The organism is Streptomyces caniscabiei (genome assembly GCF_014930365.1).
GTDB classification, from domain to species: Bacteria; Actinomycetota; Actinomycetes; order Streptomycetales; family Streptomycetaceae; genus Streptomyces; species Streptomyces caniscabiei.
Genome location: NZ_JABXWI010000002.1, coordinates 388,829 through 412,845, shown reverse-complemented (window position 1 = coordinate 412,845; position 24,017 = coordinate 388,829). Strand labels below are relative to the sequence as shown.

Genomic DNA, 24,017 nt, shown 5'->3' with positions numbered 1-24,017 from the left:
ACGGCTCCGTCCCGGCCGGCCCCGCTACAACAGGCAGCCCACGTGCGCCAGGGCCTGCTTCAGCAGGACTCCCTGGCCGCCCGGCATCTCGTTCTGGACGGAGGCCGACGCCGCTTCCTGGGGGCTGAACCACACCAGGTCCAGCGCGTCCTGCCGGGGCCGGCAGTCGCCGGCCACCGGGACGATGTAGGCGAGCGAGACCGCGTGCTGACGCGGGTCGTGGAACGGGGTGATGCCCTGCGTCGGGAAGTACTCGGCGACGGTGAAGGGCTGGAGGGCGGACGGGACACGGGGCAGCGCCACCGGCCCGAGGTCCTTCTCCAGATGGCGCAGCAGTGCGTCCCGCACCCGCTCGTGGTGCATCACGCGGCCGGAGACCAGATTGCGGCTGACCGTCCCGTCCGGGCCGATGCGCAGCAGCAGGCCGACGCTGGTCACTTCGCCGCTGTCGTCGACGCGCACGGGCACGGCCTCGACGTACAGGATCGGCATCCGGGCGCGCGCCGACTCGAGCTCGTCGGACGGCAGCCAGCCGGGCGTGGTTTCGGTCATGTCAGACATTGGCCGATCATACTTTCAACGTCAGTCGGAACGCGCGTCGCTCCGATCACACCTGTCAGAGATGCCCCCGCCGCTCCGCCCGCATGCGCGGCGAAGCGGATCAGTCGTGCGCGGCCCACATTCCGCGCACATGACCGAGGTGGCGGGTCAGCACCGCGCGCACGGCCTCCTCGTCGCGGGCGAGCAGCGCGTCCAGGAGTTCCAGGTGCTCCTGCGCCGACGACAGCAGCCGGCCCGACTCGGCGAGCGCGGTCAGACCGTAGAGTCGGGCACGTTTGCGCAGGTCACCGACCACCTCGACGAGGTGCGCGTTGCCCGCGAGGGCGAGCAGACCGAGGTGGAAACGGGTGTCGGCCTCGACGTACGCGATGAGGTCACCGGCGGCCGCGGCGGCGACGATCTCCCGGGCGGCGGGCCGCAGCGCCTCCAGGGAGACCGGGTCGGCGGTCCGGGCCAGCCCGGCCGTGGTCGGGATCTCGATGAGCGCACGGACCTGGGTGTACTCGTCGAGCTGCCGCTCGGTGACGGCGGTGACCCGGAACCCCTTGTTGGGCACGGTGTCGACGAGCCCCTCCTTGGCCAGATCCAGCATGGCCTCGCGCACCGGCGTCGCCGAGACACCGAAGCGGCCGGCGAGCGCGGGCGCGGAGTACACCTCGCCCGGCCGTAGCTCCCCGGCGATCAGCGCGGCCCGCAACGCGTCGGCGACCCGCTCGCGGTAGCTGCTCTTCTTGCCGCCGAGCACCGGCAGGGCGGGGGCCGGGGGAGCGGCGGCGGCAGCGGTGGAGACGGACGGTACGCCGCCGCGCCGCGACTCCGTGGGGGGCATGCGGTCTCTCCTGTACTCATGAAGCGCCGGGTTCCGGGTTCCGGGCTCCGGCTCCGGGCTCCGAAGTCCGGAGCTCCGGAATCCTAGAGGACGAAGCCGGACGGGAACGGGTCGGACGGGTCGAGCAGATACTGGGCGGTGCCGGTGACCCATGCGCGGCCGGTGAAACTCGGCAGCACCGCCGGGAGACCGGCGACCTCGGTCTCGCCGAGCAGCCTGCCGGTGAAGTGGGTGCCGATGAAGGACTCGTTCACGAACTCGGTGTGCAGGGGGAGTTCACCGCGCGCGTGGAGCTGGGCCATGCGCGCGCTGGTGCCCGTGCCGCAGGGGGAGCGGTCGAACCAGCCGGGATGGATGGCCATCGCGTGCCGCGAGTGCCGGGCGGTGGCGCCGGGGGCGTAGAGGTGGACGTGGTGGACGCCGTGGATCGACGGGTCCTCCGGATGCACGGGTCCCCCTTCGGCGTTGATCGCCTCCATCAGGTCGAGGCCCGCCCGCAGGATCTCGTCCTTGCGGTCGCGGTCGAAGGGCAGACCGAACTGCTCCAGCGGCAGAATGGCGTAGAAGTTGCCGCCGTACGCGAGGTCGTAGGTCACCGTGCGGCCGTCGGCGAGCGTGGTCTTGCGGTCGAGGCCGACGGAGAACGACGGCACGTTGCGCAGGGTGACGGCCTTCGCCGCGCCGTCCTCCACCGCCACCTCGGCCACGACGAGGCCCGCCGGGGTGTCGAGACGGATGGTGGTGACCGGTTCGACCACCTCGACCATGCCCGTCTCCACCAGCACGGTCGCCACACCGATCGTGCCGTGGCCGCACATCGGCAGATAGCCGGAGACCTCGATGTAGACCACGCCGTAGTCGCAGTCGGGGCGCGTCGGCGGCTGGAGGATCGCGCCGCTCATCGCCGCGTGCCCGCGCGGCTCGTTCATCAGCAACTGCTTGATGTCATCGCGGTGTTCACGGAACCACAGCCGGCGTTCGTTCATGGTCGCGCCGGGGATCGTGCCGATCCCGCCGGTGATCACCCGGGTGGGCATGCCCTCGGTGTGCGAGTCGACGGCGTGCAGGACGAGTTTGCTGCGCATGACCGGCCCTCCTTTTCCGCTGTGGGTTACGCGAGCCCCGCCGCGACGGCCTTCTCGGTGGCCGCCCGGATCACGGTCTCCTGCTCCGGCAGCAGTTCCACGCGCGGCGGCCGGCAGCGTCCCCCGGGCCGGCCCACGATGTCCATCGACAACTTGATGGCCTGCACGAACTCGACCTTGGAGTCCCAGCGCAGCAGCGGGTGCAACTGCTCGTAGAGCCTCTTCGCCGTGGCGAGGTCGCCGTCCACCGCCGCGTGGTACAGCTCGACGGTCGCGGCGGGCAGCGCGTTCGGGTAGCCCGCCACCCAGCCCTTGGCACCGGCCAGCGCCAGCTCCAGCAGTACGTCGTCCGCGCCGATCAACAGGTCCAGTTCCGGGGCGAGTTCGGCGAGCTGGTAGGCCCGGCGGACATCGCCGGAGAACTCCTTCACGGCCCGGATGTACCCCTCGCCGTGCAGCTTGGCGAGCAGTTCGGGGACGAGGTCGACCTTGGTGTCGATCGGGTTGTTGTACGCCACGACCGGGACGCCCGCCTTCGCGACCTCGGCGTAGTGCGCGAGCACGGACCGCTCGTCGGCGCGGTACGCGTTCGGCGGCAGCAGCATCACCGCCGCACAGCCCGCGTCCCGCGCCTGCTCGGCCCAGCGCCGGGACTCGGCGGACCCGTACGCGGCGACGCCCGGCATCACCCGGGTGCCACCGATCGCGGCGACGGCCGTCTCCACGACCGCGGCGCGCTCCTCGGGCGTCAATACCTGGTACTCGCCGAGCGAGCCGTTCGGCACGACGCCGTCACAGCCGTTCTCGACGAGCCAGACGCAGTGCTCGGCGTACGCGTCGTGGTCGACGGAGAGGTCGTCGCGCAGGGGGAGCGCGGTGGCGACGAGGACGCCGCGCCAGGGACGGTTCTCGGTGGTGGCCATATGGGGGACGCCCTCCATGAGGTGTGACATATCACTGTGGGTGTGGGTGTGGGTGTGGGTGTGGGTGTGGGTGTGGGTGTGTGCGGGGGCTCAGGGCGGGGCGTCGGCATCGACAGCGGATGCGGAGCCGGGGCCGGAGCGGGAGTCGGATGCGGCGTCGGAGCCGGCGTCCTCCCCGGTTTCGCCCGCCCGTGCCAGCACGCCGAGGGGGACCGGCTGGGCGAATGGTCGCCGGGCCACGCCCTGTTCGCACCCGGCGACGCCCGCGACCGCCGGCCCGCACATGCGCCCCTGGCACCAGCCCATCCCCGCACGGGTGAGGAGCTTCACGGTCCGGACGTCCCCCGCGCCCAGCTCCCCGACGGCCTCACGGACGGCTCCGGCGGTGACCTCCTCGCACCGGCAGACCACCGTCTCGTCGGTGACCTGCTCGGTCCAGTGGGCCGGCGGGACGTACACGGCGTCGAGGACTTCGAAGAACTCCCGCAGTGCGCGACGGGACTTGGCCGCCCGCGCCCATTCGTCCGGGTCCGGCACCCGACCCCGCAGGCGGGCGGCGGCCGACCGGCCGGCGATATGGCCCTCGGCGAGGGACAGGGCCGCCCCGCCGATCCCGGTGGTCTCGCCCGCGGCCCAGACGCCCGGCACATCGGTGCGCTGCTCCTCGTCGACCCACACGCGCGGTCCGGCGGACTCCACACGGCAGCCGAGCGCCTCGGCGAGATCGGTGTGCGGCAGCAGGCCGTGCCCGACGGCGAGCGTGTCGCAGGGGACGCGTCGCCCGGTCCCGCGCCGGACCCGGCCCTCGTCGTCGAGCGCGGCGACGGTCACGGCCTCCAACCGGTCGTCGCCATGGGCCTCGACGACGGTGTGGCGTACGAGGGTCCGTACCCGGCGGCGCAGCAACTCCGCCGCGTACCAGGCCCCTTCGGCGAGCTTGTCCGCGCGGCGCGCCAACGCCCCGGTCCGCAGCACCAGGGCCCCGGGGCCTGCGGACTCGACCAGCGCGGCGACCGTGACGCCCGCCGCCGCGAGCCCGGTCGCCACCGGCAGCAGCAGCGGGCCGGTCCCCGCGACGACCGCCGTACGGCCCGACACCGCGAGCGCGCCCTTCAGCATCGCCTGCGCGCCCCCGGCGGAGACGACGCCCGGCAGGGTCCAGCCGGGGAAGGGCAGCACCTTCTCGTAGCCACCGGTCGCGAGCAGGACGGCGTCCGTGCGCACCTCGACGGGCCGCTCCTGCTCGGGCCCCAGCAGCGCGTGCACGGTGAAGCGCGCGGGGCCCTCCTCATGCCGCTCCACGCACCAGACATGGTGGTCCGGGAGGTGGACGACGCGCCCGGCGGCGACCTCGCGTGCGAGGCCGTCGCGCAGCCGCTGCCAGGTGCGCCACTGGTGGTGCAGGGCCTGCGGGCGCCGGGCGCCGAGTCCGGCCGAGGGCTGCCGGTAGAACTGGCCCCCGGCGGCCCGGGCTGCGTCGACCAGAGTGACCCGTACGCCGCGTCCGGCCGCCGCCAGGGCCGCCGCGAGCCCCGCCGGGCCGGCGCCGACGATCGTCAGACGGGGCGCCCCGGGTTCACTGCTCATGTCCCGTGCCCTCCTGGGTGCGGATCGCGTCGCCCGGTCGGAGCGGCACCAGGCAAGCCCGTTGACCAGGGCGTTCGTTGACGGTGACCAGGCAGTCGAAGCAGACACCGATGCCGCAGAAGATCCCTCGCGGCCGGCCCGCGCCCCGGGTGCCGCGCCAGGACGTCACCCCGGCGGCCCAGAGCGCGGCCGCGACCGTCTGGCCCGGCAGCGCCTCCAGTTCACGTCCGTCGAGGGTGACGGTGAAGGCGGGCCCGGGCTCGGCCCGCGCCAGCTCAAGCGGGTTCATGCCGCGTCCCCCTCGTCCTCCGCGAACCGGTCCGGACGGAACGGCGTGAGATCCAGATCGGGTGTCCCGCCCCCGAGCGCCTGGGCGATCAGATGTCCGGTGCCGGTGGCGAGCCCGATCCCGGCGCCCTCGTGCCCGCAGGCGTGGAACAGACCCGGCACCCTCGGGTCCGGCCCGATCGCGGGCAGATGGTCCGGCATGTACGGCCGGAAGCCGACGTACGTCCGCATCGCGCGCACCTCCTCCAGGAACGGGAACAGCCGGGTCGCGCCCGCCGCCAGTGCCCGTACGACGGGCAGGGAGAACGACCGGTCGAAGCCGACCCGTTCGCGGCTCGCACCGATCAGCACGGGTCCGGCGGCCGTGCCCTCGACCACCGGGGAGGTCTGGAGCGCCGCCGAGTCGCTGGCCACGTCGGCCACGTAGTCGGCGGCGTACACCTTGTGCCGCACCATCGGCGGCAGCGGTTCGGTGACGAGCACGAAGCCGCGCCGGGGGAGGACCGGCAGGCCGGCACCGGCGAGCGCGGCCAGTTCACCGCCCCAGGTCCCGGCGGCGTTCACCACCGCCGGGGCGTGGATGTCGCCCCGGTCGGTCCGTACGCCGCGCACCGCACCGGCCCGTGTGCGCAGCACCTCGGTCACGGTCCGGCCGGTGAACAGCCGGGCCCCTGAGGCCCGTACGAGATGCGCGGCGGCGAGGGTGGGCATGACCTGGGCGTCCTGGGGATAGTGGATGCCGCCCGCGAGGCCCGGCGCCAAGTGCGGTTCCAGTTGCCGGAGTTGTCGCGGGGTGACGGTGAACGCCTCTACTCCGGCGGCGCGTTGTCCGGCGGCGAACTGCTCCAGCGCGGCGAGACCCTCCGGTGCGGACGCCACGACGACCCCGCCCTTGGGCTCGTACTCGAACGCCGTTCCCAGGCCCGGCTCGGCGGCCAGCTCGGCCCACAGGCGCTGGGACAGCAGGGCGAGTGTGAGCTCGGGACCGGGCTCCTTGTCGGAGACCAGGACATTGCCCTCCCCGGCGCCGGTCGTGCCGCCGGCCACCGGGCCGCGGTCCACCACGACGACGCCCAGACCCGCCCGGGCCGCGTACAGGGCGCAGGCCGCGCCCACCATTCCCGCTCCGACAACCACGACGTCGCAGGTCAGTCGCTCGGTCACGCCGGTACTATGTCACATGGCGCTGTCTCGTGAAAGAGCCCCACGGTGCGGCGGGGACCGGAGGACCGGAGGGTGAGCGCGGCACCTCAAAATGTTAGTGACGTAGGTCACTCACAGGGGGTGGGCGCATGCTGCCGCGGCGATTACGGCACGGTGGACAGAACGCATCTGTCGGTTTTCGAGGGTGGGCCGCTGCGCGTGGCGGCCGTGCTCTCCGCGAGCAAGGCGCACTGGCCGTCGGCGGCCACACACCGCCCGGAAAACCGCGGCCGGGAACATTGCCCGGCAGAGTCGAGCAGTGGGAACGGGACCTGCACGGGCACTCCTCCGACCGCATCACCGTCGAACATGCCCTTGCCGATCACAAACGCTGGAAGCAACTGATCCGCTGGACACACCGGCGAGATGTCCTGCCCGACACCTACCGCGCCATCGCCGGCCTCGTCTCCGACCGCACCGCCAACGCCTGAAACCCGGCCACGGCCAGCCCGAACACGCCTCACCCGCTATCACGCACCAACTCGTAGGCCTGGCCTCAATGCCGGTACACGTGCCGCCGCGCGGCGGGGCCGTCGCGAAGGGGGAACCGGCTGGGCACCAGGAACAGGGTGCCCAGTCGGTGTCAGGACTGACCTGGCGTGCGGATCAAGTCGGTTCCGGCAGGGAACGCACGGTCTCCTCTGCACGCGACCGTCCCACCGGGGCCTTTTCTCCGGGAGTCCTGGGAACCAGTCCGATCAGTGCGGCACCGAGGATGCCGGGTACGGCGAGGGCGTAGAAGTTCCACTGGAGCGCCAGCCCGGCTCCGATGATGAGGCCGAGCAGCGGCGGGGCGAGCATGGAGCCGAAGCGGCCGAAGCCCAGCGTCCAGCCCAGCGCTGTGGCGCCCATCCGTACCGGGTAGTACTTGGAGACATAGGCCAGGATGAATGTCTGCGACCCCATCGCCCCGACACCTCCGAGCGCGACGGCCGCGTACAGCACCGCCGTTGGCAGCCGCAGGCTGAGCAGGATCACGGCCGCGCTGGCCAGCAGGTATGTCGTGAAGATGATCGGCTTCGAGCCGAGTCGGTCGGCGGCCAGGGAGGTGCGGCACGACTTGCGAGTCCGGGGGCGGGCGTCGGGCTATGTCAAATTCAGCAGGGTTGTGTGTATGCACATTGAGGTCGGCACGTTACGGAAGGACCCGCGCGCCGAGACCCCGGGAGATGCCGCGACCGGCCAGCACGACAGCAGGGACCAGCAGATGGGTTCGGGCGTCGGCGCATACGACGGACAGGGCCGCGACCACGCGTCCCTTTGAGTCGGAGACGGGGACCGCCACCGAGTGGGCGTCCGGGCTCATCTCCTCGTGCACGACGGCGACGCCGGTTCTCCGGCATTCCGCCAGCGTCAGGCGCAGTGCGGTCGGGTCGGTGATGGTCCTGGCCGTGAGAGGGGCCAGGCCACCCCCTACGACCGCGGTGAACTGTTCCTCGCCTGCGTGCGCCAGCAGTACCTGGCCGACGGCGGACGCGTGCAGGGGCAGCCGACCCCCGACGTTGGACACCACCGGAACCGCTCCCGTCGCGGAGATCCGCTCGACGACGAGGGCTTCGGTGCCGTCGAGGACTGCCAGTTGGACGTGCTGCCGCGTGGCGGCGTGCAGGTCCTCCATCACGGGCATCGCCCGGACGCGCAGGGGCAGGCCTCGCGGGTTGAGCGTGCCCAGCTCCCACAGGCGCAAGCCGATGACGTAGGTGCCGCCGGGGAGGCGTTCCAGCGCTCCCCAGGCCGTCAGTTCGCCGACCAGCCGATGCGCCGTCGCGTGGCGGAGGCCGGTGAGGCGGCAGATCTGGGCGAGGGTCAGCTCCGGGCGGCCGGGTGTGAACGCGTCCAGGATCGCCAGGGCCCGGGAGGTGACCGTGCGGCCACGGTCGCTGCTGTTGGCCGTGTCGGGTCCTTTCGCCGTGCCGGCGGGCCGTCCCCCCCGAGCCATTCTCGACTCGGCAGCCCCCGAGGACAGGAAGATGTCCGTTCAGTGGACATCGTACTGACCCTCTCGGGCTCGGCCATGGACTCTCTCCCCAGTCCTCAAGCCGAAGGGAGTCCAGGCATGCGCATGACCGAGACGTCGCGGGGCGGCGGCGGCCATGGCGCCGAGTCGCAGACCGAGTCATCAGTGGAGTCGCGAGCCGCGTCGCAGAACGGGGCGTCGTTGCGTTTCGAGCACGAGAACCTGACTCAGCGGGTCCGTTTCGCCTCGGGTGAGGCGGCGGTGCTGGTGCGGGCCGAGGTGGAGCGGCTCGGAGCCTCGCGGGTGATGGTGATCGCGGCAGCCGCCGAGGCGGAGCTCGCGCGGACGGTCACGGCCGGTCTGCCCGTCGTGGTGAGGTGGGACGAGGTGGTGATGCACGTTCCCGTCGAGGTGGCCGAGCGGGCCCGTGCCGCGGCCGCCGTCCACCAGGTCGATCTGCTGCTCAGCGTAGGTGGCGGTTCCACCACCGGCTTGGCGAAGGCGATCGCGCTGAGCAGCGGGCTGCCGATCGTCACCGTTCCCACCACGTACGCGGGCTCGGAGGCCACCAACGTGTGGGGTCTGACCGAGCGGGCACGCAAAACCACCGGGGTGGACGCTCGGGTGCTGCCGCGTGCCGTCGTGTACGACGCGGCGCTGACGGTGTCCTTGCCGGTGCCGATGAGCGTCGCGTCGGGCCTGAACGCGCTGGCGCACTGCGTCGACGCGATGTGGGGCCCCCGCGTGGACCCGATCGACCAGGCGCTGGCGGGGGAGGGGATCCGTGCGCTGGCGGCAGGCCTGCCCGCCGTGGTCACCGACCCGGCCGGCCTTCCGGGCCGCGAGCAGACGCTGTACGGGACGTACCTGTCCGCGGTTGCGTTCTCGTCGGCGGGGTCGGGGCTGCACCACAAGATCTGCCATGTGCTGGGCGGTATGTACGACCTGCCGCACGCCCAGACCCACGCGGTGGTGCTGCCTCATGTCCTGGCGTTCAACGCCCCCGCCGCCGCGGAGGTCGAGAAGCGGATCGCGGCCGCGTTCTGCGCGGGTTCGGCGATCGACGGGCTGGAGCGGCTCCGGCGTGACGTGGACGCGCCGAAAGCGCTGCGTGACTACGGGTTGAAGGAGACCGAGGTCGACGACGCCGTGCAGGCGGTCCTGGACGTGGTGCCGGACGGCAATCCGCGGCCGGTGACGGCCGAAGACATCCGGTGCCTGCTGCGTGGGGCGTGGCGGGGCGCGGACCCGCGGCTGATGATCAACGAGAAGGAGAGCCGACGGTGAACGAGCAGAACAAGACGGCCGCCGAGCAGCGGGCACGCGAGCAGGCCCTGGTGGACAGGGTCGTGGCCTCGTTCGAGACCGCCGAGGACCCGCGGCTGAAGCAGCTGATGCAGGCCCTGACCCGGCACCTGCACGCCTTCCTGCGCGAAGTACGCCTGACTGAGGCGGAGTGGGACGCCGGGATCGAGTTCCTCACCGCGGCCGGGCACATCACCGACGACAAGCGGCAGGAGTTCATCCTGCTGTCGGACGTGCTCGGCGCGTCCATGCAGACGATCGCGATCAACAACGAGGCCCACGCGAACGCGACGGAGGCGACGGTGCTCGGCCCCTTCTTCGTCGAGGGCTCACCCGAGATCCCGCTGGGCGGGGACATGTCCTTCGGCGCCGCCGGGCAACCCTGCTGGGTCGAGGGCACGGTCACCGACACCGACGGCAAGCCGGTGCCGGGGGCCCGCATGGAGGTGTGGGAAGCCGACGAGGACGGCTTCTACGACGTGCAGTACGACGACGACCGCACCGCGGCACGAGGCCACCTCTTCAGCGACGGAACGGGCACCTACCGGTTCTGGGCGATCACTCCGACCCCGTACCCCATTCCGCACGACGGTCCGGTCGGCGCGCTCCTCGCCGCCGTGGGCCGTTCCCCCATGCGCGCCTCGCACCTGCACTTCGACGTCCGCGCCGAGGGCAGACGCACCCTGATCACCCACATCTTCGTCCGTGGCGACGAACTCCTCGCCAGTGACGCCGTGTTCGGTGTCCAGGACTCACTCATCCACGACTTCGTGGAGCACCCCGCGGGCACACCCACTCCCGACGGCCGCGATGTCGGTGGCCGGCCCTGGTCGAGTGTCCGCTTCGACATCGTCCTGGCTCCCGCGGACACCGCTGGGCCGGGCATCCTCTCGGGCGACAGGGGCCGGTGAATGACCAGCAAGGACAACAGACGAACGCCCGGCCCGCGCGTGGCCGTGGTCGGCGGAGGAATCGGCGGTCTCGCCACCGCGGCGTTCCTGCACCGGGCCGGCATCGAGGCGACCGTGTACGAGCAGGCGCCCGCCCTCGCCGAGGTCGGTGCGGGCCTCGTCGTCTCCCCGAACGCGGTGCGGCTGCTGCGGGGCCTCGGACAGCTGGACCTCTTCCGCGAACGCGCGGTGCCGCTGCGGGTCGGGTGGGAGTTCCGGCGCTGGGAGGACGGTCGTGTGCTGTTCTCCCAGAACCTCGGCGAGGAATGCGAACGGCGTTTCGGCGAGCACAGTTATGTCGCGCACCGCGCCGACCTCCTCGCCGCGGTGCGGGCGGCGGTCCCCGAGACGGCTTTGCGGCTCGGCACCCGTCTCGCAGGCCTTCGCCGCCTGGACGAGGGCGTGGAGCTCACGTTCACCGATGGCACGAGGGAGGTCGCCGATGTGGTCGTCGGCGCCGACGGCGTCCACACCACCGTGGGGCAGTACGTGACCGAGGCGGGTTCACCCCGGTTCTCGGGCATCTGCGCCTGGCGATGCCTCGTGCCGACCGAGAGTGCGCCGGAGTTCGCGCGCCTTCCGGTCCAGACCCTGTGGCTGGGTCCCGACCGGCACCTGGTCCACTATCCGATCTCGGCCGGCGAGCAGATCAACATCGTCGCGTTCGGGCCGGCGCACGACTGGACGACGGAATCCTGGTCGGCCGAGGGGCGGATCGAGGACCTGCGGGCCGAGTTCGCCGGCTGGTCCGGCGAGCTGCAGGCCCTCCTCGCGGCGGCGGAGCGCACCGGACGGTGGGCGCTGCTCGACCGCGACCCGCTGTCACGCTGGACGAACGGTCCGGTCGCGTTGCTCGGTGACGCCGCGCACCCGATGTTCCCCTTCTTCGCCCAGGGGGCCGCACAGGCGATGGAGGACGCCGCCGTCCTGGCGGGCTGCCTCGCCGACCGACCGGAAGACCCCTCGGCCGCGCTGCGCCGGTACGAGGACATACGCCGACCGCGCGCCACCCGCGTGCAGCAGATGAGCCGAGGGAGGGCGGAGAGCAACCACCTGCCCGACGGGCCCGCCCAGCAGGCCAGGGACGCCTCGTTCTCGAGCGCGGACCCCTTCGCCCAGAGCGGATGGATCTACGGGCACGACGCCCGACTGTCCGTGCGGGAAGCACGGGCGGCCGGCTGAGCCGACGGGGGCCGTCGGCCGCAGTCGGTGGCCCCCGTTCGCACACACCGTCGCGGCGGCCCTCTCGTCGGTGACCGGTCGGCACACGATCCGAGCCCCCCTCGCCGGAGAACGGCGTGGGCTGCTGAACCCAAAGTTGCGACTTCGGCGAGGACTTCTACGCCACCTGCCTGTACGCCGTCTTCGACCCCGTCGCCCGCACCTGCACCTACTCCCTGGCCGGTCACCCTCCGCCAGTCGTCGTCCAGCCCGACGGCACCGTCTACAGCCCCCACTTCGCCCCGGACCCGCCGCTGGGCGCGGCCACGCCGCCCTTCGAGACGCACCAACTGCGTCTGCCAGAAGAGAGCCTGCTGGTCCTGTGCACCGATGGGCTCGTCGAATCCGCGCTGCCGGACCACGAACAGACGACCGACGACGCCGGCCTGCTCATTGTGCACGCCCGCTGCACCGCCGCCCAGGATGTCGCCTCCCTCGACCTCCCGGACGATCCCCGGGCGGCGGGTCAAGCCCGGGAATACATTCGGCAGCAACTCGACGCATGGGGGCTCGATGATCTCGTACTCACTACAGAACTGCTGGTGAGCGAGCTGATCGGGAACGTCGTCCGCCATGCCAAGGGCCCGATCCGCCTTCGTCTGCTGCGCAGCCGCTTTCTGACCTGCGAGGTCTACGACGGCAGCCTTACGACCCCCCCGTATCCGCCACGCGAGTCACACCGACGAAGGCGGACGGGGTCTGCAACTCGTCGCCGCGATGTCCCGGCGCTGGGGCGCCCGCCATCTCCACGACGGCAAATGCATCTGGTCCGAGCAGGAGCTGCCGCCCACTCGGGCCACGGGGGAGGCTGGGCGTGCGGGTGTGCCGACGTAGCCGCAGATGCTGCCGCACTGGTCGGCTTGTCAGCAATCGATGGTGACGCAGGCTCCCGTGACCCGGGAAACGCACGCACACATCGCCCGGCCCTGTGCGCGCTGACGTTCCGAGAGGAAGACGTCCCGGTGATCGACCTTGCCGGCCACGTCGAGTATCTGGACCCGGCACAGGCCGCACTCTCCTCGGCGACAGTCGTACATCATCTCCACCCCGGCACCCTCGAGGGCGTCCAGAAGGCTCGTGCCGACGGGTACGTCGAAGCTCAGCCCGCGCGCGGGAACCTCCACGCGGAATGGCGTCGCCGACAGGGCGCCGCTCGTGCCGAACGTCTCGAAGCGGAGCCCGGCGGGTGGCCTGGCGGCACGCTCCCAGGCCGCACGGGCAGCGGTGAGCAGCCCCATCGGGCCGCAGACGTACAGCACGCCACCATCGGGGACGGAGGCGACGACCTCGTCGGGGTCGACGAAGGTGTCGTGTATGTCCTCGAAGACCCTGACCCTGCCCGGGTGGACACGTTCGAGGTCGTCGACGAACGCCATATGGTCGCGGGACCGGCCGGCGTAGACGAGCCGGTAGTCGACGTCCTGGGTGTGCAGGGCGCGGGCGAGTCCGACGATGGGGGTGATCCCGATGCCGCCTGCGAGGAGCACGCTCGCCAGGCGGCCAGGGCTGAGCGGGAACTCGTCGATCGGGCCCGCGAAAGTGATCTCAGCGCCAGGGCGCAGCTCGTGCATCCACCGCGACCCTCCACGCCCGTCCTGCTGGAGGCGTACGGCGACGCGGAGCAGGCCGTCGTCGTGGCCCCGGTCGACCAACGAGTAGGAGCGCGGCTCCGGCCCGTCCGGCAGTGGGACGGTGATGTCGATGTGACTGCCCGGCGGGACCGACCGGACCGGCCTGGACGGGCGCATCACCAGTTCCACGATGTCGGGTACGAGTTCGGTGCGTGTCACCACGACCGCGGTGGCGGCGGTGCTGGTCATGCCGTCTCCCTCGTCGTGGCCGCGACGGCCGCCAGGCGGCTCGGGAGTGTACGGTCTCGCCCCTGTTCCCGTGCGACCTGAGCGTCGATGATGCGGCGCACCCACATCCCGCCGACGTCGATGTTGAGGTTGTAGAACTCGTGGTCCGGGTTGGCCTCGATGGCCCGCTGCTGCGCGTTGAGCATGTCCGTGTCCTGGCCGAAGACCCGCGAGACACTGTTGCGAAGCAGGGTGGTCAGGCTCTGGTCGTGAAGGTGGTAGTTACGGGTGAACGCCCAGAAGTAGTGGCAGGTGCCGGCCGTGGCGGGGGTGACCGAGTTGAGTACGTAGCCGTTGACGCCGGCGCTTCGGTCGCCTTCCGGCGCTCCGGTTCCGGCCGGGGCCACACCGACGTCGATGGTGATCGTCGACGGAGCGGTGAAGCGGATGACCTGCCACCGGTCGACGGGCCCGTCGTGGGCGGGGTCCTTTCGGCGCATCTGCATGGCCAGGAAGGGTGGCGCCTCGATCCCCAGCAACCACCGGGTGAGCGTGACCGAATGGTCGTCGTGGGCGACGTCGGGTTCGGCCTCGGAGAGTTCGTCGCTGGCGAGGCTGTCCGCGTGCAGGAACTGCTCGTGGGTGAGGTCCATGAGGTTGTCGAGGACCAGTCGGTAGTCGCAGTCGAGGGTGATGCTCTCACCGTCCCCGGCCCACTGCGGATCATCGTTCGTGTGCAGGTCCGGGATCAGAACGGGGTCGGCCGACGCGGGGTCGCCCAGCCAGACCCAGACGAACCTGTGCCGTTCCACCACCGGGTAGGACGCGACTCGGGCGGAGGGGTTGAGGGTCTCCTGCGCGGGCATTCGGGTGCAGCGGCCGTCGGGCCCGTAGGCGAGTCCGTGGTAGCCGCAGACCACGTCGTCACCGTGCAACTCGCCCATCGACAGGGGCACGAGACGGTGCCAACAGGCATTGGCCATCGCCACCGGTTCACCGGAAGTGGTCCGGTACAGCACGAGCGGTCGCTCGCACACGGTACGTGGCAACAGGGCGCGACCCACTTCGGTGTCCCATGCCACGGCGTACCAGGCATCCAGTGGATACATGACGGTTCTCCTTTTCCGGTTCGGTGCCGGCCCACAAGAGCGCGGACCACGGTGCGAGAAGAGTGCTCGCGCCGGAACGCTAGACACAGCCGGGAAACGAGTCCAACGAATGCTGGAAATGCTTTGTATTCAGCTCGCTAATGAACCGCACGCATCAGCTGCTTCCGAAACCAAATCCGTCCCGGGTCGCCGGCGGTGCGTGGATTCCACACCAGATCGATGCCGAGTGACGGCAGGGGAATCGGTGACTCCATCACCCTGAGCCCGTGCTGGGCCGTAACTCGTCGGGCCAGTCGGCGCTGCAACAGCGCGATCACCGGCGTGCCGCTCACCATCGGGGGGATCATCAGGAAGTCGAAGACGACGCACTGGACGTGGAGATCGGGAAGCAGCTGGGCCAAGGCCTGCTGAGCGCCGACCTGTCCTCCGTTCCACTCGAACACCACGTGCGGCAGCCGGGCGAGGTCGTCGAGGGTCAGCGTCTCGCCGATGCGGTCGTTGTTCGCGTCGGCGACCACGACCCAGTCCTCGTGGTAGAGCCGCTCCCTCGGCAGGGTGGTCGGCACGGTGTCGGGCAGCAGCGTCACGTCCGCCGTCGCGTCGCCGCGGGTGAGGTCCCTGGAGGAATCGGGCGGTTCCAGGTGCAGGCGGACACCCGGTGCGCAGCCGGCGAGCGTGGCGCTGAGGGCGGGAAGGACGGTCAAGGCCGTGGCGCTGGTCGCGGCAATGCGGAAGGTGCGTTCCGAGGTCGCGGGATCGAACGCGGGAGGCGTGAGCACCTGGTTGGTCGCTGTATCCAGGATCAGGCTGACCGGCCCGGCCAGCGCCGCGGCGCGCGCGGTGAGCACGTAGTGGCGGCCGACCCGGACGAGGAGTTCGTCGCCGAGGGTGCGCCGCAGCCGTTGCAGGGCGTTGCTCATGGCCGGCTGTGTCAACCCGACCACCTGGGCGGCGCGGGTGACACTGCGGTACTCCAGGAGGGCGGCGAGCAGCGGGAGCAGGTTGAGGTCGACCCGATACAGGCCGGTTGCGGTGTTCGTCGGTCGAGCGTTGCTGTTCACTCCGGTATTCACCTCGCTCATGTATCGCATGCGAAATTCTGATTCGACTGAACAGCGGCACGGTATTACCGTCTCGATAGGCCCATTTCGTGCCGCACCGCCGCCGGCCGTCGGCAGTTATATTCACGTGCACTCGCCGGCTCCGCCGAACTGGGCTATCGATCACCGCTCACTAGAGGATTTCTTTTCGGCACCCGACGGAGGCTTTGATGCCGACAATCGAGACGGACAAGCGCGAGCTGCGTCAGCTGGTCGAGGACTGGGCGCTGTGGCGCGATGCGGGTGACTGGGAGCGGTTCGCCACCGTGTGGCATCCCGACGACGGCTGGATGACAGCCACTTGGTTCCAGGGTCCGGCGACCGAGTTCATCGCCATCAGCCGGGAGGGCTTCGACAACGGCGTCAGCATCCTCCACTTCCTCGGCGGTCACACCGCCGATGTCGTCGGCGACCGCGCCACGGCCCAGACCAAAATGACCATCAATCAGAGGGCCGTGGTCGACGGAGTGGAGGTCGACGTCGTCTGCACGGGACGCTTCTACGATTTCTGCGCGCGCCACGAGGGCGCGTGGAAGATCGTGCGCCGCCAGCCGATCTACGAGAAGGACCGTCTGGACGTGGTCGATCCATCCGCGACGCTGAGCCTGGACCAGCAGCTACTGGGTCGCTTCCCCGTGGGCTATCGCCATCTCGGCTATCTGCAGACCAAGGCCGGCTTCACCGTGAAGACCGGGCTGCCGGGACTGACGGGTGGGGTCGTGGGGCGCCTCTACGACGAGGGTGCGAAATGGCTGGCCGGCTCGAGCACCCCAGGCGATCCGCACTGATCAGCCCCATTCGTCCGTTACGCGTCCCAGTCCTCCGGGCGTACGGTGAGCGCCACCCGCCCGAGGCTGTTGTCGTCCTCCATGTAACGGTGGGCGTCGGCTGCGCGAGCGATGGGGAACGTGCGGTCGACCACGGCCCGGAAGCCATTCTCCACCTGCTTCCACAGTTCCGCCACCGCCGCCGGGTTGCCCGTGCGGACCCCGATGATGCGGTGGCAGTCGGAGTACACGCGCCGCAGGTCGATTCCCACCTTGCCGCCGAGGAAGGCGCCCGAGGTGACCACCGCGCCGCCGCGGGCCAGCGAGTCGACGGTGGCGTCCCAGACGTCCGGGTCGCCGAGGTTGTCGACGGCGATGTCGACACCGCGACCGCCGGTGGCCTCGCGTACGCGCTTCACGAAGTCCGGTGCGTTGGTGTCGAGCACGAGGTCGGCTCCCGCGGCGGCCATGGCCGCGCGCTTGTCGGCGGAACGGGAGGTCGAGATGATCTTCGCGCCCAGGTGCTGGGCGTAGGCGGCCGTGGTGGAGCCGAGTGCGGAGGACGCGCCCTGGACGAGCACCCAGTGTCCGGGGCGGAGCCCTGCCTGGGTCATCTGGTTGGCGGCGACGGCTCCGAGGAGTGCGAGGGAGGCGGCCATTGCGGCCGGGATGCCGTCCGGGACCCTGTGGACGTTGACCGCGGGTACCACGCAGTACTGCGCGTAGGCGCCGGGCCGGTGTGTGCCTATCACGGTCAGGCCGTCGCAGACTTCCTCGCGGCCGTCCGCGCAGTAGGCACAGGTGCCGCAGGCGACACCGGGCAGGACGGCCACGCGGTCGCCGACCTGGACGGAGCCCACGCCCTCGCCCAGTGCGGCGATCGTTCCGGCGTGGTCCGCGCCCAGGATGTGGGGCGGCTCGATGGTGGCGTAGGGGTGGTTGCCCGCGCGGGCCGTGAGGTCGAGCAGTCGGCCGATACCGACCGAGGCGACCTGGACGAGGACCTCTCCGGGGCCGGGGCACGGTGTGTCGACCGTGGCCTGCTCCAGGACGTCGGGCGGTCCGAACCGGCGGAACAGCATGGCTCGCATGGTCGCCGGAACCGGCAGCGCCGGGGACCAGCCGAGCTCGGAAACGGTCAGCGTGTCGCGCATGACGCCACCACCTTGTTCTCCAGGCGACCGACGCGCTCGATCTCGATGACTATGTCATCCCCGGCGGCCAGGAACTCCCCGCGCGGTACGCCACAGCCGGCCGGTGTGCCGGTGAGGACGACGTCTCCGGGTTCGAGGCGGGTGATGCGGCTGGCCGCCGCTATCACTTCCGGGATCTTCACCATCATCTGTGCGGTGGAGGAGTCCTGCTTCAGGACTCCGTTGACGCTGAGCTGGATCCGCAGGTTCTGCGGGTCGGCGATCTGCCAGGCCGGCACCACCCCGGGGCCGAGCGGGCAGAAGCCGTCCTGCCCCTTGTGGCCGACCCAGTCGAACGTGAACGGCTCGGCGACCGGCTTGTCGGACCTGAGCCGGTCCCGGGCCGAGATGTCGTTCGCCGCCAGGTAGCCGGCCACATGACCCATGGCCTGCTCGGGCGCGATCTCGCGCCCGCCACGGCCTACGACGACGGCCAGCTCGGCCTCCCAGTCGACGCACGCGCCCGGATAGGCGGGCAGCGGCACCGGGTCCCCCGGGCCCGTCACGGTCGTCGTCGGTGGCTTGAGGAAGAAGAACGGGTCCCCCAGCTCGTCGGGGCGTTCACAGCCCATCTCGGCGATGTGGTCCCAGTAGTTGGCTCCGGCGCAGAGCACCTTGCCCGGATAGGTGAGCGGCGGGGCGAGCCGGGCGCCCGCGACGGCGTCGGCTGTCGCCGGGGCCCAGTCGCGGAACAGCGGGGCGAGCGACTCCCAACGGGCGAGTACGTCCATCAGCGTGAGGCCTTCGGTCCCGGGTGGACCCTGGACCACGGTTCCGTCGGTGTAGGCACCGACGGTGACTTTCTCCGAGTCTTCGACCCGGTACTGCACCAGTGACCATTCAGGCGGTTTCATGATTCCTCCGGCATCCGACTCTCTGAAGCAGCTGAACCATAGTGCATACACATTGAGAGGGGAAGGGTGGTTTCTTGCGTGCGTGGCGGTCGATGGAGGGCGCCTGCACTCGTAGGGCGGATGTCGGTGTGCGGGCGGTGGTGGTACTCGGCGGTGGCGCGCCTTTCGTGGATCAGTCGCCATGGGGGGCATGCGTCTTCCTGCTGAAAGACGGTGTCGGGGCGCATGTGTGCCGGGAGTGCTACTGCCTCTTCGTCGCGGTCGCCCCGCGGTCCCCGGCCGTGCGGCAGGCGGGGAAGTAGCCGGAACAGCGCGCCAGGTCGTCGAGGGGTCGGTCTCATGTCGTGGGATCCCGGGTGGCTGCGGTCGGGGGGCGCGATCTGCGGTCCGAAATGGAGAAAGTTCCCCCGGGATCTGGACTCCAGGCCTAAAGGTGTACACACTTGATCCGGTGCTCGTGTGGGATGCGAGTTCACCAGAAACATGAGGAGTGCACATGTTGCGTGCCAAAGGTCTCCTGCACTACGGACTCCAGGTGCCGTCGCTCGACACGGGCGCGGACTTCTACGGCGCGTTCGGACTGGAGACGGCGGAGCGCGGCAACGCGGTGGTGATCCGCTGCGACGGCCGGGAGCAGGACCAGACGGTGCTGACGGAGGGGCCGGTCAAGCGGCTGCACCACGTGGCTTTCGCCGTGGAGCCGGGTTCGCTGCGCGAGTGGCAGCGCCACCTGGAGGGCCTGGGCCTGAGGCTCCTGGACGCGCCGGCCGAGGTGCCCGGCGGGCTGTGGTTCCGCGATCATGAAGGCAACCTGGTCAATATCCGTGACGAGGGCATCGCCGCCTGGCGCGAGTTCGGTACCACCGACGCGCAGGACGCCAACGTCGGTGATCGGGTCCGTCGGATCGACCAGGCCCGTTGGCTGAACGCGAGCGAGAACACCCGCCCCAGCGACTCGGCCACATGCTGATCTTCAGCTCCGACGTGAGCGCCTCCGAAGCCTTCTACACCCGCACCCTCGGGCTGCGCCTGTCGGACCGCATCATCAACGGCGGGCCCGTCTTCATGAACTCGAGGCCCGGTGACCACCATGTCTTCGGGTTCGTCCCGGGAACGCACCCCGGCCTGTACCACTCCAGCTGGATGGTCGCCGACATCGACCAGATCGCCATGGGCGCGCGGCACATGGCCTCCGTGGGCTACGCGAAGGGCTGGGGCCTCGGCCGCCACACCCTCGGCTCGAACCTCTTCCACTACATCCAGGACCCCTGGGGCAGCTGGATCGAGTACTCCAGCGACATGGACCGCATCACCGAGACCTGGCAGCCGAACGACTGGGACTGCCCCGAAGCCATCTGGGGCCCCGGGGCGCCGCCGGCCGACTTCATCACCAACCAGGAAGCAAAGCCCGCGTGACCGTCGTCATCGTGTGACGGGCGGAAGAACCTCGGCGGACGGACGGCCTCCACGTGCCTTCCCTCTGACTCGAAGGAACAGTTCATCCCATGCAATGGAGCATGCCTACCCCGGAGAGCCAGCTCCGCCCGCCCGGGGAACCCACCCGACAGTTGACTGTGGCGGTCTTCCCCGGCGCCGGCGGCGTGCTCCGAGTACGAGCCCGCGGCCACTCGGGCGGCCCTGGGGATCGCGGGCAACGGTCAGTCCTGACGCGGGTACCCGCCCGCCGGGTCGCCGTTGCCGCTGCGCAGTGCCTCGGCGAGTTCGGAGGGGCTGCTCATCGATTGCCGCAGCCGCGCGATGTCGCAGTGCTGGAAGGTCCGGCGGGCGAGCAGCAGTAACCGGAACTGACGGAGCGCGGACCTAACAGGGTTGGCGTCGAGCCTGTTCAGGTTGGCCAGTTGGTCCGCGGTGATCTGCCGGGTGGCGGCGCGCCCGCCATCTGCAGGATGCCGACGAAAGCACGCAGCGTCTCCTCCGCAATTCTCCCGTCATGCCGAACTCGCCGCCGCACTGCTCAAGGCAGATCTCCTCCGCTCTTCCGAAGACCTCCACCGCGGCCCGTGGAACCCGCCGCCATGTCGGCTCTGTCACAGATTCGAGGGCCAGATGTCTCCGCTGCGACCGAGTGAGCGGCACGGTCAGGCGCCGTTGAGCAGCAGTTGCACGAAGGCGGGGTGACCGGTTGCGGCGGTGCCCCCCGTCGACGGGGAGCACGGCGCCGGTGAAGTGAAATCAACGCGGGCCGTGACAGTCCCCCGATGGCAGATGACCGAACTCTGTCCGAGTCGAATGGCTCAGATCCGCGTCCCTGGGCGGGTGTCCAAGGTGTTGGACACCCGCCCCTGTTGCCCTGAGCCGTTTTACCTGGGACACGACCCTGTCGATTTTCAGGCTGCCTACGCCCGCGGTCGTCTCGTCGGCACCAGCCACGTCGGGCAGACCGACCTACCGCACGTTGTCCGGCGACACGACGTTCCAGGAACGCCTACTTGTTGTTGACCTCCCAGGACGCGGTGCCCAGGGTGCTTCTTCCCGACTCGGGTACAGCCGCGGTCTGCGGACCGGAGGCCGAGCCTCGGATGGTGAAACCGAGGTCGTAGGAGTGGTCGAGGAGTTTCGCGTTGTAGGGGCCCCGGGTCGCCTTGGGGGATTGCAGGATGCTGCGGTGTCGCGAGCGGAGCCCTACGGCGTCGGCGTTGTCCGGCAGTCCGAGCACGCCCACCTCGGGACCGCCGAGCCCCGGTGTCGTCGTACGCATGCGGCTCCTTCCCGCTGCGCAAGACAGCATTCGACAGGTGACCGGCTCTGATCCGGTCGAGGGAGTCTGTGCTGTGAGGGGTAATGACAGGGACCCCCAGCGGCGCCCTGGTCTTCCTACGCTGGAGGCATGGACAATCGGGCCGAAGTCAGCGCATTCCTCAAGTCCCGCCGTGGCAAGATCACGCCTGAACAGGCGGGTCTGCCGGTGTACGGGCAGCGGCGGGTACCTGGTCTGCGCCGCAACGAGGTCGCGATGCTCGCCGGGGTGAGCGTCGAGTACTACACCCGCCTGGAGCGCGGCAATCTCGGCGGGGCCTCCGACAGCGTCCTGGACTCACTGGCTCAGGCCCTGCGGCTCAACGACGTCGAGCGCGATCACCTGTACGCGTTGGCGCGCGCGGCCAACTCCGGCCCGGCCCGCGTCCGGCGCTGCTCGAAGACAGTCGTCGTGCGTCCGAGTGTGCTGCGCATCCTCGAGGGTCTGCACGATCAGCCGGCGTACCTGCGCAACAACCGCATGGACATCCTGGCGGCCAATCCGCTCGCCCGCGCCCTGCACTGGGAGGTGTTCGAGACGGAACCCGTCAACACCTGCCGGTTCGCCTTCCTCGACCCGCGGGCCACCCGGTTCTACCCCGACTGGGAACGTGTGGCCCGCCAGGGGGTGGGTGCTTTGCGAGTCGAGGTCGCCAAGAACCCCTACGACCGTGAGCTGTCCAACCTGATCGGTGAGCTGTCCACCCGCAGTGACGCCTTCCGCACCATGTGGGGCGCGCGCGACGTGCACGTCTTCGCCGACGGAACGAAGCGGTTCTGGCATCACGCGGTGGGCGAGATGGAGCTGATCCACGAGATGCTGGACCTGCCCGGCGACGACGGACTGTCCATCACCGTCTACAGCGCCGATCCCGGCACACCGGCCGCGGACGCCCTGAAGCTCCTGGCCAGCTGGGTAGCCACCCAGCACCAGGACCCGGCCTCCGCGCAGGCCGACAGCGAGCGCTGAGCCTGGGTTCGGGTCTCACCCGCTCCCGCCCGCCGCCACACGTCCTCGTGCGGCGGCGGGCTTCTGTCTTCCCGATCGGGTCCGGCGCTCTCGGCACCTGAGTGCGTGGGGGTCCCTGCCATTACCCCTCAGGAGAGTGACTGTTTGCCGCCGGCGGCTGCTGGTTTCGTGGATCGCGGTGGAGTTCGAACAACTCCGCTCACACGTCCCCCTGGCGCGTTCCCCATCCCCGGCAGCGGATTGCCTCCCAGCAGCCGTGCCCCGCGCCGCCCGTTCGAAAGGACCTTCGGTGAATCCCACCGCCTCCCCTTCAGCCGCCGAGCCGGATGCCGCGGCAACCGGCTCGCCTGAGCGGCGCCCCGGCACGGCCCCTGCCGCCGAGAAGACCAAGCTGCCGCCGGTGGTGTGGCTGCTGGGCGCCGTGGCATTCATCATGGGCACGAGCGAGCTGATCGTCGCCGGTCTGCTGCCGGAGATCTCCGGTGCCATGAACGTGAGCGTCTCCAGCGCCGGCCTGCTGATCACCTTCTTCGCCATCGGCATGATGGTCGGTGCGCCCGCGATGTCCCTTGCGACCCTGCGCCTGCCGCGCCGCACGGCCATGATCGCCGCACTGATCGTCTTCGCCGCAGGCCATGTCATCGGTGCGCTCAGCTCCACGATGGCCCTTGCGCTCGTCGGCCGGTTCGCCGCGGCACTCGGCACCGGCACGTTCTGGGCCGTGGGTGCGGCGGTGGCGACCGCCGCGGCCGGGCCGGCCGCCGGCACCCGCGCCATGGGCGTGATGGTCGGCGGCGTGACCGTCGCCAACATCGTCGGCGTCCCGCTGGGCACGGCCGCCGGGCAACTGTCCGGCTGGCAGGGCCCTTTCTGGGTGCTCTCCGTGCTCTCCCTGGCCGCCGCCGTAGTGATCGCCCGCAAGCTCCCCGCCGACACCGGTGCCGGTGACAGCTCCCTGCGCGACGAGATCGGTGCGCTGAAGCGACCGCGCCTGTGGCTCGTCTACCTGGCCATTGCTCTGGTGCAGGGCGGTTTGCTGGCCGTCTTCAGCTACATCGCCCCGCTGCTGACCGAGCGGGCCCACCTTGCCGGGGCCGTCGTCCCGCTGGTCCTGCTCGCCTACGGCGTCGGTGCGCTGGCCGGCACCACGGTCGGTGGGCGTCTCGGTGATCGCCGCCCCTACGCCACGCTGATCCCGGCCACCGTCCTGATGGCCGTTCTGCTGGGCGCGATCACGCTGTGGGCGACCAACAGCGTCGTGGCCGTGGTCCTGGTGGTGCTGCTCGGCGGAGCCGGGTTCTCCACCAACCCGATCGTGGTGGGCCAGGTCGTCCGCGTCGGTGGAGCCGGCCGGTCCCTGCCCATGGCCTTCGCCAACTCCGCGTTCCAGGTCGGGATCGCCGCGGGCTCCTGGTTCGGCGGCATGGCCCTCACCTCCAGCCTCGATCTGAAGGGCCCGTCGCTGGCCGGCCTGGTCTTCGCCCTGGCGGCACTGCTGCCCCTCGGCCTGCTGGCCGCCTCGCAGCGCACGGCCGCGTCGGCGCAGGACTGAGCGGTGC

At 70.7% G+C, this 24,017-nt stretch carries 24 protein-coding genes and 1 pseudogene; 10 read left to right on the top strand and 15 right to left on the bottom strand.

The genetic code is table 11. From position 1 onward, the window contains the following. Positions 1-24: 24 nt before the first annotated feature. From HW837_RS06360 to HW837_RS06330, 7 genes are all read right to left on the bottom strand, one after another. Positions 25-552: an NUDIX hydrolase family protein gene (locus tag HW837_RS06360; RefSeq protein ID WP_045556857.1), complete on the bottom strand. Its 528-nt coding sequence runs from the start codon at positions 550-552 to the stop codon at positions 25-27. A gap of 109 nt (positions 553-661) precedes the next feature. Next, positions 662-1,390 (bottom strand): GntR family transcriptional regulator, encoded by a 729-nt coding sequence (locus HW837_RS06355; protein WP_093788688.1) that lies wholly within the window; start codon positions 1,388-1,390, stop codon positions 662-664. An 83-nt stretch (positions 1,391-1,473) separates the two neighbouring features. Further along, entirely contained in the window at positions 1,474-2,475 is a 1,002-nt protein-coding gene (locus tag HW837_RS06350; protein ID WP_193379956.1) for a proline racemase family protein, read from the bottom strand. A 26-nt stretch (positions 2,476-2,501) separates the two neighbouring features. Further along, on the bottom strand, positions 2,502-3,398 hold the full coding sequence (locus HW837_RS06345; RefSeq protein WP_093788684.1) for a dihydrodipicolinate synthase family protein: 897 nt from the start codon (positions 3,396-3,398) through the stop codon (positions 2,502-2,504). A 90-nt stretch (positions 3,399-3,488) separates the two neighbouring features. Further along, positions 3,489-4,985 carry an FAD/NAD(P)-dependent oxidoreductase gene (locus tag HW837_RS06340; RefSeq protein ID WP_193379957.1) on the bottom strand — a complete coding sequence of 499 codons (1,497 nt, stop codon included), beginning with the start codon at positions 4,983-4,985 and terminating at the stop codon, positions 3,489-3,491. Continuing rightward, the gene (locus tag HW837_RS06335; protein WP_045556861.1) at positions 4,975-5,274 is read right to left on the bottom strand and encodes a (2Fe-2S)-binding protein; all 300 of its coding nucleotides are present in this window, start codon (positions 5,272-5,274) and stop codon (positions 4,975-4,977) included. The genes HW837_RS06340 and HW837_RS06335 overlap by 11 nt, the downstream gene beginning before the upstream one ends. Then, the gene (locus HW837_RS06330; protein WP_193379958.1) at positions 5,271-6,437 is read right to left on the bottom strand and encodes an NAD(P)/FAD-dependent oxidoreductase; all 1,167 of its coding nucleotides are present in this window, start codon (positions 6,435-6,437) and stop codon (positions 5,271-5,273) included. Before HW837_RS06330 ends, HW837_RS06335 begins: the two co-directional genes overlap by 4 nt. A gap of 278 nt (positions 6,438-6,715) precedes the next feature. Here HW837_RS06330 and HW837_RS06325 point away from each other — a divergent pair, with 278 nt between their 5' ends. Then, complete coding sequence (locus HW837_RS06325) at positions 6,716-6,907, top strand: hypothetical protein (protein ID WP_045556863.1); 192 nt, start codon at positions 6,716-6,718, stop codon at positions 6,905-6,907. Between the two features lie 175 nt (positions 6,908-7,082). Here HW837_RS06325 and HW837_RS06320 read toward each other — a convergent pair whose 3' ends face one another. Together HW837_RS06320 and HW837_RS06315 are read right to left on the bottom strand one after the other, a co-directional pair. Continuing rightward, positions 7,083-7,520 carry an MFS transporter gene (locus HW837_RS06320; protein WP_193379976.1) on the bottom strand — a complete coding sequence of 146 codons (438 nt, stop codon included), beginning with the start codon at positions 7,518-7,520 and terminating at the stop codon, positions 7,083-7,085. A 91-nt stretch (positions 7,521-7,611) separates the two neighbouring features. Then, a complete protein-coding gene (locus tag HW837_RS06315; protein WP_193379959.1) occupies positions 7,612-8,415 on the bottom strand; it encodes an IclR family transcriptional regulator in 804 nt (267 codons plus the stop codon). Between the two features lie 219 nt (positions 8,416-8,634). Here HW837_RS06315 and HW837_RS06310 point away from each other — a divergent pair, with 219 nt between their 5' ends. The 4 genes and pseudogenes from HW837_RS06310 to HW837_RS06295 form a co-directional block, all read left to right on the top strand. Continuing rightward, positions 8,635-9,720 (top strand): maleylacetate reductase, encoded by a 1,086-nt coding sequence (locus HW837_RS06310; protein ID WP_196790399.1) that lies wholly within the window; start codon positions 8,635-8,637, stop codon positions 9,718-9,720. Further along, complete coding sequence (locus HW837_RS06305) at positions 9,717-10,649, top strand: intradiol ring-cleavage dioxygenase (protein WP_093788678.1); 933 nt, start codon at positions 9,717-9,719, stop codon at positions 10,647-10,649. The genes HW837_RS06310 and HW837_RS06305 overlap by 4 nt, the downstream gene beginning before the upstream one ends. After that, positions 10,650-11,870, top strand: a complete 1,221-nt coding sequence (locus HW837_RS06300; protein ID WP_093788676.1) for an FAD-dependent monooxygenase — start codon at positions 10,650-10,652, stop codon at positions 11,868-11,870. A 140-nt stretch (positions 11,871-12,010) separates the two neighbouring features. Then, positions 12,011-12,743 (top strand): annotated as a pseudogene (locus HW837_RS06295) (SpoIIE family protein phosphatase); the annotation flags it as partial. Positions 12,744-12,772: 29 nt separating this feature from the next. Here the strand turns inward: HW837_RS06295 and HW837_RS06290 are convergent. The 3 genes from HW837_RS06290 to HW837_RS06280 form a co-directional block, all read right to left on the bottom strand. Beyond that, positions 12,773-13,729 (bottom strand): PDR/VanB family oxidoreductase, encoded by a 957-nt coding sequence (locus HW837_RS06290; RefSeq protein WP_093788674.1) that lies wholly within the window; start codon positions 13,727-13,729, stop codon positions 12,773-12,775. Beyond that, positions 13,726-14,817, bottom strand: coding sequence for an aromatic ring-hydroxylating dioxygenase subunit alpha (locus HW837_RS06285; protein ID WP_193379960.1), 1,092 nt, complete (start codon positions 14,815-14,817; stop codon positions 13,726-13,728). The genes HW837_RS06290 and HW837_RS06285 overlap by 4 nt, the downstream gene beginning before the upstream one ends. A gap of 137 nt (positions 14,818-14,954) precedes the next feature. Further along, the gene (locus HW837_RS06280) at positions 14,955-15,899 is read right to left on the bottom strand and encodes a LysR family transcriptional regulator (protein ID WP_193379961.1); all 945 of its coding nucleotides are present in this window, start codon (positions 15,897-15,899) and stop codon (positions 14,955-14,957) included. A gap of 188 nt (positions 15,900-16,087) precedes the next feature. Here HW837_RS06280 and HW837_RS06275 point away from each other — a divergent pair, with 188 nt between their 5' ends. Then, complete coding sequence (locus HW837_RS06275) at positions 16,088-16,705, top strand: nuclear transport factor 2 family protein (RefSeq protein WP_193379962.1); 618 nt, start codon at positions 16,088-16,090, stop codon at positions 16,703-16,705. 17 nt (positions 16,706-16,722) lie between these two features. Here the strand turns inward: HW837_RS06275 and HW837_RS06270 are convergent, their stop codons facing one another. Together HW837_RS06270 and HW837_RS06265 are read right to left on the bottom strand one after the other, a co-directional pair. After that, entirely contained in the window at positions 16,723-17,838 is a 1,116-nt protein-coding gene (locus tag HW837_RS06270; protein ID WP_193382328.1) for an alcohol dehydrogenase catalytic domain-containing protein, read from the bottom strand. Then, positions 17,823-18,731, bottom strand: a complete 909-nt coding sequence (locus HW837_RS06265; RefSeq protein ID WP_193382327.1) for a fumarylacetoacetate hydrolase family protein — start codon at positions 18,729-18,731, stop codon at positions 17,823-17,825. The genes HW837_RS06270 and HW837_RS06265 overlap by 16 nt, the downstream gene beginning before the upstream one ends. A gap of 496 nt (positions 18,732-19,227) precedes the next feature. Here HW837_RS06265 and HW837_RS48465 point away from each other — a divergent pair, with 496 nt between their 5' ends. Further along, positions 19,228-19,701 carry a VOC family protein gene (locus tag HW837_RS48465; RefSeq protein ID WP_237270024.1) on the top strand — a complete coding sequence of 158 codons (474 nt, stop codon included), beginning with the start codon at positions 19,228-19,230 and terminating at the stop codon, positions 19,699-19,701. Next, positions 19,695-20,147, top strand: a complete 453-nt coding sequence (locus tag HW837_RS48460; RefSeq protein WP_237270023.1) for a VOC family protein — start codon at positions 19,695-19,697, stop codon at positions 20,145-20,147. Before HW837_RS48465 ends, HW837_RS48460 begins: the two co-directional genes overlap by 7 nt. Before the next feature lie 1,030 nt (positions 20,148-21,177). On the opposite strand, the gene HW837_RS06255 is transcribed toward HW837_RS48460, so the two are convergent. Continuing rightward, positions 21,178-21,450: a hypothetical protein gene (locus tag HW837_RS06255; RefSeq protein ID WP_193381395.1), complete on the bottom strand. Its 273-nt coding sequence runs from the start codon at positions 21,448-21,450 to the stop codon at positions 21,178-21,180. Positions 21,451-21,579: 129 nt separating this feature from the next. Here HW837_RS06255 and HW837_RS06250 point away from each other — a divergent pair, with 129 nt between their 5' ends. Both HW837_RS06250 and HW837_RS06245 read left to right on the top strand, forming a co-directional pair. After that, the gene (locus tag HW837_RS06250) at positions 21,580-22,458 is read left to right on the top strand and encodes a helix-turn-helix transcriptional regulator (protein ID WP_093788658.1); all 879 of its coding nucleotides are present in this window, start codon (positions 21,580-21,582) and stop codon (positions 22,456-22,458) included. A 289-nt stretch (positions 22,459-22,747) separates the two neighbouring features. After that, positions 22,748-24,010, top strand: coding sequence for an MFS transporter (locus HW837_RS06245; protein ID WP_313895611.1), 1,263 nt, complete (start codon positions 22,748-22,750; stop codon positions 24,008-24,010). Positions 24,011-24,017 lie beyond the last annotated feature (7 nt).

Coding starts and splice junctions, on each gene's coding strand:
- HW837_RS06360 (WP_045556857.1), bottom strand. CDS start 552: ATGACCGAAACCACGCCCGGCTGGCTGCCGTCCGACGAGCTCGAGTCG.
- HW837_RS06355 (WP_093788688.1), bottom strand. CDS start 1,390: ATGCCCCCCACGGAGTCGCGGCGCGGCGGCGTACCGTCCGTCTCCACC.
- HW837_RS06350 (WP_193379956.1), bottom strand. CDS start 2,475: ATGCGCAGCAAACTCGTCCTGCACGCCGTCGACTCGCACACCGAGGGC.
- HW837_RS06345 (WP_093788684.1), bottom strand. CDS start 3,398: ATGGCCACCACCGAGAACCGTCCCTGGCGCGGCGTCCTCGTCGCCACC.
- HW837_RS06340 (WP_193379957.1), bottom strand. CDS start 4,985: ATGAGCAGTGAACCCGGGGCGCCCCGTCTGACGATCGTCGGCGCCGGC.
- HW837_RS06335 (WP_045556861.1), bottom strand. CDS start 5,274: ATGAACCCGCTTGAGCTGGCGCGGGCCGAGCCCGGGCCCGCCTTCACC.
- HW837_RS06315 (WP_193379959.1), bottom strand. CDS start 8,415: ATGGCTCGGGGGGGACGGCCCGCCGGCACGGCGAAAGGACCCGACACG.
- HW837_RS06300 (WP_093788676.1), top strand. CDS start 10,650: ATGACCAGCAAGGACAACAGACGAACGCCCGGCCCGCGCGTGGCCGTG.
- HW837_RS06290 (WP_093788674.1), bottom strand. CDS start 13,729: ATGACCAGCACCGCCGCCACCGCGGTCGTGGTGACACGCACCGAACTC.
- HW837_RS06285 (WP_193379960.1), bottom strand. CDS start 14,817: ATGTATCCACTGGATGCCTGGTACGCCGTGGCATGGGACACCGAAGTG.
- HW837_RS06280 (WP_193379961.1), bottom strand. CDS start 15,899: ATGAGCGAGGTGAATACCGGAGTGAACAGCAACGCTCGACCGACGAAC.
- HW837_RS06275 (WP_193379962.1), top strand. CDS start 16,088: ATGCCGACAATCGAGACGGACAAGCGCGAGCTGCGTCAGCTGGTCGAG.
- HW837_RS06270 (WP_193382328.1), bottom strand. CDS start 17,838: ATGCGCGACACGCTGACCGTTTCCGAGCTCGGCTGGTCCCCGGCGCTG.
- HW837_RS06265 (WP_193382327.1), bottom strand. CDS start 18,731: ATGAAACCGCCTGAATGGTCACTGGTGCAGTACCGGGTCGAAGACTCG.
- HW837_RS48465 (WP_237270024.1), top strand. CDS start 19,228: ATGTTGCGTGCCAAAGGTCTCCTGCACTACGGACTCCAGGTGCCGTCG.
- HW837_RS48460 (WP_237270023.1), top strand. CDS start 19,695: ATGCTGATCTTCAGCTCCGACGTGAGCGCCTCCGAAGCCTTCTACACC.
- HW837_RS06255 (WP_193381395.1), bottom strand. CDS start 21,450: ATGCGTACGACGACACCGGGGCTCGGCGGTCCCGAGGTGGGCGTGCTC.
- HW837_RS06250 (WP_093788658.1), top strand. CDS start 21,580: ATGGACAATCGGGCCGAAGTCAGCGCATTCCTCAAGTCCCGCCGTGGC.